Source organism: Streptomyces sp. UG1, from assembly GCF_049974585.1.
GTDB lineage: Bacteria > Actinomycetota > Actinomycetes > Streptomycetales > Streptomycetaceae > Streptomyces.
Genome location: NZ_JBNGGG010000070.1, coordinates 1 through 13,571 on the forward strand (window position 1 = coordinate 1; position 13,571 = coordinate 13,571).

The following is a 13,571-nucleotide window of genomic DNA, read 5'->3' on the forward strand; positions in this document are numbered from 1 at the left end:
GTCCACGGGCCGGGACGGCCGTCCGGGCCGGTCAGCACGACATTGGCGGCCACGGCGTCATGGCCCTCGCGGAACACCGTGGCGGTGACCTCGAAGGTCTCGCCGACCACCGCCTTCGCCGGATGCCTGCCGCACTCCACGGCCGGCTGTACGTCCCGTACCGGGATGCGGCCGATCGTCCCGGCGCCGGCCCTGCTCTTGGTCCTGCCCATGGTTCACCTCCACCGTGCTCGAGGCCGGGCACAAGGCCCGGCCGGGGATTCGATCTGTGCCGGAAGCCGCCTACCTCCCGGCATGGAAACGCCGCCGCCGTGACCTCGGCGGCCCCCTGCGGGGGGAGACGCTCGCCGTGCGGGGCCGTTCGTCCTGCTCCTGCAGATAGGCGGCCGGAGTGATGCGCAAAAAGCGCTCGGCGGCGTCCGCGGCCTCACGGGCGCAGCGCTTTCCCATCAGCACGCAGAGGGTGTAGCCGGTGTCCTCGAAGGTGGCGCGCACCGTGCGGTCGGCCGGGGCCGCGAGCATGGCTCGTTCCCAGGCCCGGTACCGCCGCAGTTGCCGGGCGACTTCGGATTTGGCCGGTAGCAGCATGGCGCGCTCACCTTCCCGGCTCGATGGCGCGTCTCCCGACCGTCGGGCGGAACCCGTGCGCGCACACGCACGGGTTCCGTTACGGGCATCGAGGTCTTCACACATGGTGCACGGTCGGCGACTCTCCGTCCTGTTGGAGCTTCAACCACCTCAGGCGTGTCCTCCTGTTGCACGAATGGCGCACCACCCCCACCCTGGAGTGACTCAGAAGCGATCGATGCTCACGCTCCGTGCTCGGGGCCCGTCCCGCAGGGGCGAGGAGAGCGGGAGCTTTCGCGGTGAGGAGGTAACGACGGTGAAGACCGCAGTGCCCTGCTACTACCACCTCGATGTGGAAGTCAGCCCCGAACGGGTGGGTCAGGTCAGCCGAATTCTGGCCGCTCACCTCAGGTACTGGGACCTGGAGACCCTCGTCGAACCGGTCCGACACGGCACGGAGATGCTGTTGCGGGCCATCGACGAGCACGCGACGGACAAGAACACCTCGATCGAGATGTGGTGGAACGGCCAGCACCTCATCACCGCCATCGGTGACAACGACCGTGCCCTGCGCCCGGACCACGAGCTGCGTGCCTGCCTTCAGCACCTCGCCGCCATGAGCGACGGCTGGGGCTGCTGCGCCACCGAGTCCGGCAGCAAGGTCATCTGGTTCTCGCAGCGCGCCCGCGCCGGCGAACGCGCCCCGCTCGTGCCGACCGCGCCCGCGCCCCACCTGCGGGAGGCGCTTCAGGTGCCACGCGAGGCGCCGGCCCCGGCCGTCGCCGACGCGGCGGGCACCCGGGACGGTGTCCTTCAGGAGGCCTTGTGACAGCGCGAAAGCGCAGCAAAGGGGTGCCCGCGTGGAGCGGGCACCCCTACCCGTTGGGGGCCGCCTTCGACGGCCGGGGCACCAATTTCGCCCTGTTCAGCGAGGTCGCCGAGCGCGTCGAGCTCGTCCTCGTCGACGACCGGGGCCGGCACACCGTGGTCCCGCTGACCGAGGTCGACGGCTTCGTGTGGCACGGCTATCTGCCCGGCGTCGGCCCGGGACAGCGCTACGGCTATCGGGTGCACGGCCCCTGGGACCCCGGCCTCGGCCACCGGTGCAATCCGGCGAAGCTGCTGCTCGACCCGTACAGCCGGGCCGTCGACGGCCAGGTCGACAACCACGCCTCCCTCTTCGAGCGCACCCCGGGCGCCCCCTCCCCGGCGGACAGCGCCGGGCACACCATGCTCGGCGTGGTGACCGAGCCGTACTTCGACTGGGGCGACGACCGCCCACCCGGACGGCCGTACGCCGACACCGTCATCTACGAGGCGCACGTACGGGGCCTCACCCGCAGGCACCCCGACATCCCGCCGGAGCTGCGCGGCACCTACGCCGGACTGGCCCACCCCGCGATCGTCGAGCACCTCACCTCCCTCGGTGTGACCGCCGTCGAGCTGATGCCGGTGCACCAGTACGTCCAGGACGGCGTCCTCCTCGACCGCGGCCTGTCCAATTACTGGGGCTACAACACGATCGGCTTCTTCGCCCCGCACAACGCCTACGCCGCCCACGGCACCCGCGGCCAGCAGGTCAACGAGTTCAAGTCGATGGTGAAGGCGCTGCACGCGGCCGGCCTCGAAGTGATCCTGGACGTGGTCTACAACCACACCGCCGAGGGCAACGAGCGCGGCCCCACCCTCTCCTTCCGCGGCATCGACAACGCCTCGTACTACCGCCTGGTGGACGGCGACTGGGCGCACTACTACGACACCACCGGCACCGGCAACAGCCTGCTGATGCGCCACCCCTATGTGCTCCAGCTCATCATGGACTCGCTGCGCTACTGGGTCACCGAGATGCACGTCGACGGTTTCCGCTTCGACCTCGCGGCCACGCTGGCCCGCCAGTTCCACGAGGTGGACCGCCTCTCGGCGTTCTTCGACCTGATCCAGCAGGACCCCGTGATCAGCCGCGTCAAGCTGATCGCCGAGCCGTGGGACGTCGGCGAGGGCGGCTACCAGGTGGGCAACTTCCCACCGCTGTGGTCGGAGTGGAACGGCAAGTACCGGGACGCCGTACGGGACTTCTGGCGCGCCGAGCCCGGTTCGCTCGGTGAGTTCGCCTCCCGGCTGACCGGCTCGGCCGACCTGTACGCGCACAGCCGGCGCAGCCCGCGCGCCAGTGTCAACTTCGTGACCGCGCACGACGGGTTCACCCTGCGCGACCTCGTCTCCTACAACGACAAGCACAACGAGGCCAACGGTGAGGGCAACCGGGACGGCGAGAGCCACAACCGGTCCTGGAACTGCGGCGCCGAGGGCGCGACCCGCGACCCGGCCGTGCTCGCGCTGCGCGCCCGCCAGCAGCGCAACTTCCTCGCCACGCTGCTGCTGTCGCAGGGCATCCCGATGCTCTGTCACGGCGACGAACTCGGCCGCACCCAGCGCGGCAACAACAACGCCTACTGCCAGGACAACGAGGTCTCCTGGATCGACTGGCGGCTCACCGACGACCAGCGGGCGCTGGCCGACTTCACCCGCCACGTCATCGCCCTGCGCGCCGCCCACCCCGTCCTGCGCCGCCGCCGCTTCTTCCGGGGCGAGACCCCGACCCACCCCGACCAGCCGCTGCCCGACCTGGTCTGGTTCCTGCCCGACGGACGCGCGATGACCCGCGACGACTGGCACCGCGCCGAGGCCCACTCGGTGGCCGCCTTCCTCAACGGCGACGCCATCGCCGAACCCGACCGGTGCGGCCGCCCCGTGGTCGACGACTCCTTCCTCCTCCTGCTCAACGCCCACTGGGAGCCGGTGGAGTTCCAGCTCCCCGACAGCACCTATGGCGACCGCTGGACGACCCTGATCGACACCTCCGAGCAGCAGGGCCCGCCGGACGAGCAGGAGCACAAGGCGGCCACGGCCCTCCTCATCGAGCGCCGCAGCTTGGTGCTGCTGTCGAGGCCGTCGCGCGCGACCCCCTGAAAGCGGCGCGGGCAACCTACCGCTCGCGCCGCGAGGTCACGGTGAACTGCGCCCCGTCCGGGTCCCGCAGCACCGCCTCTTCGCTGCCCTTGGACAGCACACTCCCCCCGTGCAACTCCGCGGCCCGCATGCACTCCGCCACGTCCGCGACGGCGAAATGCACCTGCCAGTGCGGCCGGATGGTGGGATCGGGCGCGGCCCCCAGCGCCCCCGACTCGATACGCGCCACGACGTCGCCCCCGCTGCGCAGCACGACCTCGCCGCCCTCGTAGTGCACCTCGCAGCAGCCGGGCCGCTCCGACGCCCAGTCGAAGACCTCGCCGTAGAACATGGCGGCGTCGAACGCGTCCCGGGTGTGCAGCCGGATGAATGTCGGCGCGGCGCGACGCCAGGTCTCCCAGTTGGAGATCAGCTCCCCCTCCCAGATGCCGAACGTCGCCCCGTCCCGGTCGGCGAGCAGCGCCGCCCGTCCCGGCGGCAGGGAGAGCGGCCCGACGGCAGCGGTGCCGCCGCGTTCCTGCACCCGGGCCACGGCCTCGTCCGCACTGGGCACGGCGAAGTACGGCGTCCAGGCCACGGCCATCTGCCACATCGAGGCGACCGCGGCGATGCCGGCCACCGGCACCCGCTGCGCCAGCGCGATCCGGAAGGGCTCCCCGAGCTTGGCCGGCCGCCAGCGCCAGCCCAGGACGGCCGTGTAGAACTCCTGGGTGGCCTCCAGGTCACGGCTGGTCAGGCTCACCCAGCAAGGTGCGCCGAAGACGGAGTGCGTGGACACGACATCCGCCGTGCCCCTGGTGATTCTCGCTTCGTTCATGGCAGTCGTGTCCTGGTCTCGCCCGGCCCGGCGGGCCACCGGTCTGCTCCCAGTGTCCAGCCGGATCCGCTTCCGGGCCTGTCGAGTACCCCCGGCGTTGCGCCGAAACGGCCGATCTCGGCCCTCGCGTTCACTGGCACCCGACCGGTGAAGGGGTGAGGATGGAGACGTGGCATCGGTACCCAACGACCCTGCCGACGAGACCGACCGGATCATCGAGCTGGAGGAAGAGGTCGACCAGCTCAAGGAGGCGGTGGTCTCGCACGCCGTCGTGGACCAGGCGATCGGCATGGTCGTGGCGCTCGGCCGGGTGGCCCCGGACGCGGGATGGGACGTCCTGAAGGACGTCTCCCAGCACACGAACATCAAACTGCGCCGGGTCGCGGAGCTGATCATCACCTGGGGCCGGGGCGGCAAGATGCCGCCCGAGATCAGCGTCGAACTCGAAGAGGCCCTCGAACGCCACGGCCCGACACAGATCCCGGAGTCGGCCGAGGAGTGACTCAGTGCACCTCGGCGAGCAGATCCTCTCGTAGTTGGGCGAAGCAGCCGCTCAGCAGCCGCGAGACATGCATCTGCGAGATCCCGAGCTGCCGAGCGATGCGGCTCTGTGTCATCCCGCCGAAGAAGCGGAGGTACAGGATCGTGCGCTCACGTTCCGGGAGCCGCTGCAGATACGGCGTGACGGACACGCGGTCCACGACGACCTCGTACGCCGGATCCGGATCGCCGATCGCGTCCCCCAGCGCGTAGCCGTCCGTACCGGGCATCTCCGCCTCCAGCGACAGCGCGGAGAAGCACTCCAGCGCTTCCATCCCGGTGCGCACCTCACTCTCGCTGAGCTGCGCGTGCTCGGCTATCTCGGCGACCGTGGGCGCGCGCCCCGGGGTGCGCTGCGACAGCTCCTTGGAGGAGTTGCGCACCCGATTGCGCAGGTCCTGGACCCGGCGCGGCACATGCAGGGTCCACATGTGGTCGCGGAAGTGCCGTTTGATCTCGCCGGTGATGGTGGGCACCGCGTACGCCTCGAAGGCGTGGCCGCGGGCCGGGTCGTAGTGGTCGACGGCCTTCACCAGCCCCAGGGCGGCCACCTGGTACAGGTCCTCCAGGGACTCGCCGCGGCCCTTGAACCGTACGGCGATGCGCTCGGCCATGGGCAGCCAGGCCTGAACCAGATCGTCCCTGAGTTGCTTGCGTTCGGCCCCCTCGGGCAGTTCGACGAACCGGTCGAACGCTTCGGCGGTATCGGGGGCGTCGTCATGCGGGTGCTGCTTCGTTCTGGCGGTGGCACACATCCGTGCGCACCTCCCTCAGCAGGTGCTCGGGTTCTCACGGATGTGCCTCCGGTCCGAAGCACATATCAGACTATTCCCCCGAAAGATGGACCGGAAACACATTTCGTGAAAAGTGACTGCCGAGGCGGAGCGCCCAGCTGATCTTGCTGTGGAACGTGATGTGCGGCACGTGGGCGAACGCGCTCGCGCGGCAGGAAAGGGGATCCTTCCTGCCCACGGCTTGATCGGTGATCAAGGGGGCGAATGGGCTGGCCACAGCGCATTCCGCTCATTTGACAGTGCACTGAGCGCAAAGATAGACAGCAGCTCTCTGGGTCGAGAGGTGGACTGTGTACGAGCCGAACGTGGTCGGGGACTGGCACGAGTACGACGAGCATGCCGGCCTGCGTGTCCGCGTCCACCGACTGGAAGCCGCCGAGCCGCCGCGCGGACGGGACGAGGCCGCCGAGGGGCTGACCTACTTCAGGGTCCGCGTCACCGTCGAGAACCGCGGTGACAGGCACCTGGGCATCCACCTCGAGGACGGCCAGATCGACGTGCGGATCGGCAGCGACGGCGAGGCCGCGTTCATCGACTGGCGCAACTCGCAGTTCATCGAGGGCTTCGACGTCTACCCGCTGCGCCGGGCCACCGCCGTGCTGTACGCGGCGGGCCCGGAGGCGAGCCTGAGCCAGGTCGATGTGCAGATCCAGTTGCGGGTCGAGGAGGAGTGGGCCGACCGCCGGCTGTGGACCGGCGGCCTCGGCTTCGAGGAGACGGTCGGCGTCCACGCCGCCACCCTGCGGGACGGCCTCGCGCTCCAGATCAGCGACTTCCTGCGGGAGCAGGCCGAAGAGGGCACCGCCTGACGCAACGGCCCGCTCGGCCCCGGCTGCTCAGTGCGGGATGCCGTCGATGATCTCGCGGGCGCCCTGCCGCAGCAGCGCCACGGCGACCGACGTACCCAGCGTGGCCGGGTCCAGCCGGCCCGCCCACTCGTGGGCGTTCAGCCGCGTCTTGCCGTCCGGGGTGAACACACACGCCCGCAGGGACAGCTCGCCGCCGCGGTCCACGCGCGCGTACCCGGCGATGGGGCTGTTGCAGTGCCCTTGCAGCACATGCAGGAACATGCGCTCGGCGGTGGCCTCCCGATAGGTGTCCGGGTCGCCCAGGCCGCTGACCGCGTCGATGAGCTCGCTGTCGCCCTCCCGGCACTGCAGCGCGAGGATGCCCGCGCCGATGGGCGGCATCAGCGCCTCGGGGGAGAGGACCTCGCTGATCACGTCGGTGCGGCCGATGCGCTCCAGGCCGGCCACCGCAAGGAGCAGCGCGTCCGCCTCGCCGGCCGCGAGCTTCTCCAGCCGCCGGTTGGCGTTGCCGCGGAACGGCACGCACTCCAGGTGCGGATGGGTGGCGGCGAGCTGCGCGACGCGGCGCACCGAGGAGGTGCCGATCCGGGTACCGGCCGGCAGCTCGTCCAGCGTGAGCCCGCCGGGGTGGATCAGGGCGTCGCGGATGTCGTCCCGCTTCAGGAACGCGGCGAACGTCGTCCCCGCGGGCAGCGGCCGGTCGGCGGGGATGTCCTTGACGCAGTGCACCGCGAGATCGGCCTCGCCCGCCAGCAGCGCCGCGTCCACCTCCTTGGTGAACGCGCCCTTGCCCTCGACCTTGGACAGATCGCCCATCCACTTGTCGCCGGTCGTCTTCACCGGCACGACCTCGGTGCGTACGCCCGGGTGCAGGGCCGCCAACTCGGCGCGGACACGCTCCACTTGGGCGAGCGCCATCGGCGAATCGCGGGAGACGATACGGATCAGTTCAGGGACGGACATGCGGACACGATAGACCGTCACAGCCGAGCGTCCGTACGGTACCGGTCGATTCCCACCGCACTGCCGCGCTCCGACCACGTCAGTACTGCGAGCGCCCCCACCGTCAGCAGGCCCCCGACCAGGAAGGTGCCGCGCACCTCGACGACGGGCAGCAGCGCGCCCCCGAGCAGCGCACCGGCGGCGATCCCCACGTTGTAGACGGCCGAGTTGGCCGCGAGGGCGGTCTCGGTGCGGCCCGGCGCCACCTGGAGCACCCGGCTCTGCGTCGCCATGAAGGCGGGCGCGACCGACGCGCCCAGCAGCATGATCAGTACGACGGCCGCCACCGGGACGTGACCCGTCGCGTAGAGCCCGAGCAGCGCCAGCGCCTGGCCCGCCACCGGCACGGTCAGGGTGGCGCGCGGGAAGCGGTCGAGCAGCGGCCCGGTCACGGTGACCCCGGCCAGCGCCGCCCCGCCGAACGCGAACAGCACCGCACTGACCGCGTCCGCGCCGAACCCGCTCACCTCGTCGAGGAAGGCGACGACATAGGTGAACCCGGCGAAGGCACCCGTCACCGACAACGTGGTGACGGCCAGGACGACGTGATACCGGCGCCGGTCGGGGGCGGCACCGAACGCGGAGTGGCTCTCCTGCGGCCGGGACGTCGGCAGGAACACGCCGATGGTCACCAGCGAGAGCAGCGCGAGCAGACCGAGCACCGCGAAGGGCGTCCGCCACTCGGTGTGCCCGCCCAGCCAGGTCCCCGCCGGGACGCCCGCCACCGTGGCCAGCGAACCCCCGACGGACAACAGCCCGATGACCCGCCCCCGGCGCTCCGGCGGGAACAGCCCGACCGCGACCGGCCCCATCACCGCCCAGAACAGCGCCTGCCCCAGCGCCGTAGCCACCCGCGCCGCCAGCAGCACCCCGTACGACACCCCGCCCAGCGCCGACACCCAGCTCGCCACGGCGAGCAGCCCCAGAATCCCCGTCAGCAGATACCGGCGCGGCACCGACCGGGTGACATGGGCGAGCGGCAGTGACGCGACGGCCACGGTCAGGCCGTACCCGGTGACCAGGGCGCCCACGGCGGTCAGCGAGACCCGCAGGTCGTCCGCCATGAGGGCGAGCAGGCCGACCGGGAGGTTCTCGGTGGTGTTGAAGGTGAACGCCGCCAGCATCAGTGCCGCGACGACGGCGGCACGCCGCCAGGGTGCCGGATCCGCGCTGCTCATCCAACCGCCTTTCCGTCAGGGGAAGTCGGGGCAAGCGTGCTGGGCCGCGGCCCGCGGCTCTACTCTTTCGGTCCAGGACGAATCGCCGCTCACGACGGGGGACTCATGCCGCTCGCCCTGCACCTCGGCACCGACGACCTCACGCGCTGCCGGTTCGCGATCTCGCCGCTGTGCCAGACCCACGAGGCGCTGCGCATGCTGCGCCGGCCCGCCCGGCACGGCTACCACCAGGGCTGGCTGCGCCGCATGAGCCGTACGGTCGCGGGCCTCGACCTGAGGCTCCTGTGGCTGTTCATCCCACCGCCCGGCGGCTACACCCCGGACTTCCTGGGCCCGCCCCCCGAGGACCCGTACCCGTCCATCGACGACGAGCTGGCCCGGATGCGTGCCACCGACCCCGCCCTGGCCCACGCCGAGATGACCCGCTCCCTGGCCTGCACCCCGGGACTGTCCGAGTCGGCCCAGGGGCGCGCCGCGCTCGACGACCCCGCCGCCACCGTCCGGCGCCTGGCCGATCTCACCGAACGGGCCTGGCACGCGCTGCTCGCCCCGGACTGGCCACGCCATCGGGCCGTGCTCGAGGCGGACATCGCGCACCGCTCGCGCCGGGCGGCCGGCGGCGGCCTCGACGCGCTGCTCACCGACCTGCACCCGGCGGTCGACTGGGCCGGCCACACCCTCACCCTGCGCCGGTACGCCGATGTGGCGGACGCGCAACGCCCGGACGGCAGGGGCGTGTTGCTGATGCCGAGCGTGTTCGTGTGGCCGGACGTGGTGAGCGGCTTCGCCCGGCCCTGGCAGCCGACGGTCATCTACCCGGCCCGGGACATGGCCCGTCTCCACACCGCCCCGCGCCCGCCGCAGGCGCTCGCCAAGCTGCTCGGCCACCAGCGCGCGGCCGTCCTCACCGGCCTCGCCGCGCCCTCCTCGACGACGGAACTGGCCCGCCGCCACGGCCTGGCCCCGTCGACCGTGTCGGCCCACCTCTTGGTCCTGCGGGAGTCAGGCCTGCTGGAGTCCCGGCGCGAGGGCCACTACGTCCTGTACGGGCGGACGGCTCTGGGCGACGCCCTCGTCGAGCGGGACGTCACTCCAGCGGCGCGCTGATCTCGACCGCCCGCACGGCGGCCGCGAGGGCGGGCTCGTCACCGACGTCGAGGGCGGTGTCGGTGAACTTGATGACGTGCTCGTCGCCGTGCGCCACGGCGCGCTCCAGCACCTCTTCCGGGGTGAGCGACGCCGCGGGCCGATAGCCGACCGGCTCCGCGGGGGCGTACATCGCGGTGACCGCCGCGGACGCGATCCACGCCGCGTGCAGGCTCGGCGCCCACAGCTCGCGCGGCAGCGAATCCAGCGTCCGCAGCACGGCGTTGGGCGCGGTCGCCGCGTGCACCAGCATGGTGGGCTCGCCGTGGCCATGGGTGGCGTAGCGGTGGGTCGTGGCACGGACGAGTTCGGTCAGCCGGTCACGCGCGGTGTCCGGGTCGGCGACCGACCCGGCCCACCCGGGCAGCCGGCGCACCGCGGCGAGCCGGCCGCGGAATCCCAGATGCCCCGGCTCGATGGCGGGTACGGCGTCCAGGGCCGCGGTGGCCGTCCGGGCGCCGAGCAGGGCGGTGACGCCGGTGACCGGCTGGTGCCGTGCCGCCCAGTAGCCCAGCGCGTGGGCCAGTTCGGCGAGCCGGGGCGCGTTCTCGTCGGCCTCGAGGGCGCGTACGGCATGGCCGGCCCGTATGACGGTGTGGGTGGCGCCGCCGTACATCCCGGGCAGCAGCCGTGGCCACCACTCGGCGAGGACGCTCCGCCAGGGCCGTTCGGCGAGGGTGCGGGAGAAATGGTCCGTCCAGTCCGTGATGCGGCGCGGATCGCCCAGCGCCGAGGCCCAGTTGTCGTCCGTGACGGGGGCCACGCGATCGGGGAAGTCCTCCAGTTTGTCCTCGTAGCGGTCCAGCCAGCGGTGCACCCTCCCGGCCTGGCCATGAGCGGCGAGAGCCTCCACGACCATGGGGGCATGGTTGGACAGCCAGCCCTCCCGCTCCGGGCCGCAGGTGTGCAGACGTTCCAGGGCTTCCTCGAACTGTCCGCCCGTGCCGTGCGTGTCGCTTGTCTCCATGAGCGCGACCGTATGCGGCCCGGCGGCGGGCCGGGATCGGGCGCGGGACCCAAACCGCGCGGTGCCCGGGTCCTAGGACCCGGGCCCGATGGTGACGCCTGATCAGGCGTTCGGGTCGAACGAGATGCCGGACGGCTTCGCCGACGCGAGATGGGACTCGAAGCTGCCGTCCTTCAGGCCGAAGTTGGCGCTGCCGAAGTTGTACGAGACGAGCTTGTCGCGCACGCCCGCCGGGTAGCCGTTCCAGCCGACCAGCGGCGGGTACTGCCAGGTGCCCTTGTGGTTCTCCGGCGGTTCGTCATTGGAGCCCGCGAGCCGGAAGCAGTGCGTGCTCACGCCGTCCTTGTGGTACACGATCTTCGCGTGCGTGCCGTCGAAGCGCACCGAGGACGCCGGGCTGATCGTGAACGACCCGTGGTTGGACGTCGACACGTACCGCACCGCGTTGTTCTGCACCCACACCACGACGTGCTCCCAGTCGTGCCGGTGCCCGCCGATGCTGCTGCCCGCTATCGCCTGGTCCTTCTCGAAGTACAGGCCGTACATGTAGGCGCACCAGCCGTTGTTGCACTTGTAGCGGGAGTAGCCGTTGGTGTTGTCGAGGTCCGAGGCGTCCCGGCACTGGCCGTTGAGCGCACCGGTCGGGTTCAGGCCGCCGTTGACGGTGCCGTCCGGGCCGATGGCCGGGGTGGAGTAGCAGCCGTCGGTGTCGTAGTCGTAGGCGGGCTGGTACATCTGCTCGCCCGGCTCGGCGGCCGCGGGCAGCGCCGCGGGCGGGGCGGCGAAGGCGACGCCGGGGACAGCGACTACGAGCGCGGCGGCACCGGCCAGGCCGGTGAGCCATCGCTTGCTGTGGGTGCGGAACGTCTGTGACGACACTGCGTCTCCTCGGGGGTCCGGGCGCAGCCCAACGGCTGTGGGGAGAAAGGCAGTTCAGGATCCCCGGTTTTCACTTACGCGCCAAGAGTCACGGGCGTACCAACGGGTTAAGGGCAGCGCAATAGTCGCCGCCGCACCTGTGAGTCAGATGTCGTCCGGCAGGTGGGCCGCCGCGTCCTTGGGCGCCAGGTCCGGCCGGAGCCGCAGCCAGGACGGCTGGCGCAGCATGCCGGAGCGGGTGCGGATGCTGAAGCGGACCTCGCCGACCAGCCGGGGCAGCACCCAGCGCGCGCCCGCCACCTGGGGGACGGGGTCGAAGGGGCACACGTCCGTCGCGCCGGCCCGCAGCAGCTCGGCGAGTTGCGAGCGCTCGGCCTCGCTCCAGCCGGTGCCCACGCCTCCGACGTACCGCAGCCGCCCGTCTGCCGCGAACTGCCCGACCAGCAGCGCGCCCGGCAGGCCCGTGAGCCGTCCCTTGCCGGGCAGCCACCCGCCGACGATCACGTCCTCGTTGTGCATGTTGCGGATCTTGATCCAGGCGCGGGAGCGCACCCCGGGCTCGTACAGCGAGTCCAGCCGCTTGCACACCAGCCCCTCAAGGCCGTGCTCCCGGGTGGCCGCCAGCGCCTGCGCGCCATGTCCCACCAGGGCGCGCGGCGTCGACCAGAACGGCCCGGTCAGGCCCAGCTCCTCCAGCCGCCCGCGCCGGCGCGAGTAGGGGACCTTGAGCAGGGAGCGGCCCGCCAGGTGCATCACGTCGAACAGCACCAGATGGACCGGGGTCCGCGCGGCCATCCGGGCGGCCCGCGCGGGCGCGTGCACCAGGCCCATGCGGGACTGCAGCAACTGGAAGTCGGCGCGCCCCTGTTCGTCCAGCGCAAGGATCTCCCCATCCAGTACGGCGGGGGTGGCGCCGAGCGCGTCGCCGAGCGGCCGCAGCTCGGGGTAGGCGGCCGTGATGTCCTCGCCGGAGCGGGCGCGCAGCAGCAGGGAGCCGTCCCCGGCCAGATAGGCCACCGCGCGCTGGCCGTCCTGCTTGGTCTCGTACGCCCAGCGCGCGTCCTGCGCACCGGGCGGCAGGGTGCCGGGCGTGGCGAGCATCGGAGGGATCAACGGCAGGCTCACGGGTCAGTTGTCGACGGCCCGGGCCGCCGCCACTCACCCTCGCCGCCGTTTTCCCCTGAACGGCGGCCGGGGCGTCACTGCCCCGCGCCCGGCGGCACGGCCCGCACCAGGCCCGACTGATAGGCCATCACGACCAGTTGGGCACGGTCGCGGGCGCCGAGCTTCGTCATGGCCCGGTGCACATGAGTGCGCACGGTCAGCGGGCTGACGTAGAGCTTCTCGGCGATCTCCTCGTTGGAGTGGCCCTCGGCCACCCACGCCATGACCTCCCGTTCGCGCGCGGTGAGGGCGGCGAGGTGCTCCGGCGCGGCCGACTGCGAGCTCTCGGCGGGGGATGCCAGGAACCGGGTGATGAGCGTGCGGGTCGCGGAGGGGGAGAGTAGGGACTCTCCGGCGGCCACGGTGCGGATGCCGTCGAGCAGCACGTCCGCGGTGACGTCCTTGCCGAGGAAGCCGCTCGCCCCGGCCCGCAGCGCCTGCGCGACGTACTCGTCGATCTCGAAGGTGGTGAGGATCAGCACGCGCACCGCCGCGAGGTCCGGGTCGGCGCAGATGGCGGAGGTGGCGGCCAGTCCGTCGGTGCCGGGCATGCGGATGTCCATCAGGACCAGGTCGGGGCGGTGGGTCCGGGCGAGGTCGACGGCCTCGGCGCCGTCGGTGGCCTCGGCGACGACCTCCATGTCCGCGCAGGAGTCGATCAGGATCCGGAAGGTGGCCCGCAGCAGGGCCTGGTCGTCGGCGAGCAGTACACGGATGGTCATGGGGTGTTTCTTCCGC

The 13,571-nt window shown here is 71.9% G+C and carries 15 protein-coding genes; 5 read left to right on the forward strand and 10 right to left on the reverse strand.

Annotation, left to right across the window (positions count from 1 at the left end):
• A partial coding sequence (locus tag ACP4J3_RS47395; protein ID WP_426543878.1) for a maltotransferase domain-containing protein occupies positions 1-212 on the reverse strand: 212 nt, incomplete at its 3' end.
• A gap of 70 nt (positions 213-282) precedes the next feature.
• Complete coding sequence (locus ACP4J3_RS47400; protein ID WP_426543880.1) at positions 283-588, reverse strand: DUF5133 domain-containing protein; 306 nt, start codon at positions 586-588, stop codon at positions 283-285.
• Positions 589-883: 295 nt separating this feature from the next.
• Between ACP4J3_RS47400 and ACP4J3_RS47405 the strand changes: the two genes are divergently transcribed.
• Both ACP4J3_RS47405 and glgX read left to right on the forward strand, forming a co-directional pair.
• On the forward strand, positions 884-1,396 hold the full coding sequence (locus ACP4J3_RS47405) for a pep a2 (protein ID WP_426543882.1): 513 nt from the start codon (positions 884-886) through the stop codon (positions 1,394-1,396).
• A complete protein-coding gene (gene glgX / locus ACP4J3_RS47410) occupies positions 1,393-3,537 on the forward strand; it encodes a glycogen debranching protein GlgX (RefSeq protein WP_426543884.1) in 2,145 nt (714 codons plus the stop codon). The genes ACP4J3_RS47405 and glgX overlap by 4 nt, the downstream gene beginning before the upstream one ends.
• A gap of 16 nt (positions 3,538-3,553) precedes the next feature.
• Here glgX and ACP4J3_RS47415 read toward each other — a convergent pair whose 3' ends face one another.
• The gene (locus tag ACP4J3_RS47415; RefSeq protein ID WP_426543886.1) at positions 3,554-4,354 is read right to left on the reverse strand and encodes a VOC family protein; all 801 of its coding nucleotides are present in this window, start codon (positions 4,352-4,354) and stop codon (positions 3,554-3,556) included.
• A gap of 169 nt (positions 4,355-4,523) precedes the next feature.
• Here ACP4J3_RS47415 and ACP4J3_RS47420 point away from each other — a divergent pair, with 169 nt between their 5' ends.
• Positions 4,524-4,856, forward strand: coding sequence for an ANTAR domain-containing protein (locus ACP4J3_RS47420; protein WP_426543888.1), 333 nt, complete (start codon positions 4,524-4,526; stop codon positions 4,854-4,856).
• A 1-nt stretch (position 4,857) separates the two neighbouring features.
• Here the strand turns inward: ACP4J3_RS47420 and ACP4J3_RS47425 are convergent, their stop codons facing one another.
• A complete protein-coding gene (locus tag ACP4J3_RS47425) occupies positions 4,858-5,649 on the reverse strand; it encodes an RNA polymerase sigma factor SigF (protein WP_426543890.1) in 792 nt (263 codons plus the stop codon).
• A 329-nt stretch (positions 5,650-5,978) separates the two neighbouring features.
• Between ACP4J3_RS47425 and ACP4J3_RS47430 the strand changes: the two genes are divergently transcribed.
• Positions 5,979-6,497 carry a hypothetical protein gene (locus ACP4J3_RS47430; RefSeq protein WP_426543892.1) on the forward strand — a complete coding sequence of 173 codons (519 nt, stop codon included), beginning with the start codon at positions 5,979-5,981 and terminating at the stop codon, positions 6,495-6,497.
• A gap of 27 nt (positions 6,498-6,524) precedes the next feature.
• Here the strand turns inward: ACP4J3_RS47430 and hemC are convergent, their stop codons facing one another.
• Both hemC and ACP4J3_RS47440 read right to left on the reverse strand, forming a co-directional pair.
• Positions 6,525-7,460 carry a hydroxymethylbilane synthase gene (gene hemC / locus ACP4J3_RS47435; protein ID WP_426543894.1) on the reverse strand — a complete coding sequence of 312 codons (936 nt, stop codon included), beginning with the start codon at positions 7,458-7,460 and terminating at the stop codon, positions 6,525-6,527.
• Positions 7,461-7,477: 17 nt separating this feature from the next.
• A complete protein-coding gene (locus ACP4J3_RS47440; protein WP_426543896.1) occupies positions 7,478-8,677 on the reverse strand; it encodes an MFS transporter in 1,200 nt (399 codons plus the stop codon).
• A gap of 105 nt (positions 8,678-8,782) precedes the next feature.
• Here ACP4J3_RS47440 and ACP4J3_RS47445 point away from each other — a divergent pair, with 105 nt between their 5' ends.
• Complete coding sequence (locus tag ACP4J3_RS47445; protein ID WP_426543898.1) at positions 8,783-9,784, forward strand: DUF5937 family protein; 1,002 nt, start codon at positions 8,783-8,785, stop codon at positions 9,782-9,784.
• On the opposite strand, the gene ACP4J3_RS47450 is transcribed toward ACP4J3_RS47445, so the two are convergent.
• The 4 genes from ACP4J3_RS47450 to ACP4J3_RS47465 all read right to left on the reverse strand — a co-directional run bounded on the left by ACP4J3_RS47450 (position 9,765) and on the right by ACP4J3_RS47465 (position 13,555).
• A complete protein-coding gene (locus ACP4J3_RS47450) occupies positions 9,765-10,790 on the reverse strand; it encodes a questin oxidase family protein (protein WP_426543900.1) in 1,026 nt (341 codons plus the stop codon). The genes ACP4J3_RS47445 and ACP4J3_RS47450 overlap by 20 nt on opposite strands.
• Positions 10,791-10,892: 102 nt before the next feature.
• Complete coding sequence (locus ACP4J3_RS47455) at positions 10,893-11,669, reverse strand: NPP1 family protein (RefSeq protein ID WP_426543902.1); 777 nt, start codon at positions 11,667-11,669, stop codon at positions 10,893-10,895.
• A 144-nt stretch (positions 11,670-11,813) separates the two neighbouring features.
• Positions 11,814-12,794 (reverse strand): ATP-dependent DNA ligase, encoded by a 981-nt coding sequence (locus tag ACP4J3_RS47460; RefSeq protein WP_426543904.1) that lies wholly within the window; start codon positions 12,792-12,794, stop codon positions 11,814-11,816.
• 74 nt (positions 12,795-12,868) lie between these two features.
• On the reverse strand, positions 12,869-13,555 hold the full coding sequence (locus ACP4J3_RS47465; RefSeq protein WP_426543906.1) for a response regulator transcription factor: 687 nt from the start codon (positions 13,553-13,555) through the stop codon (positions 12,869-12,871).
• Between the last annotated feature and the right edge of the window lie 16 nt (positions 13,556-13,571).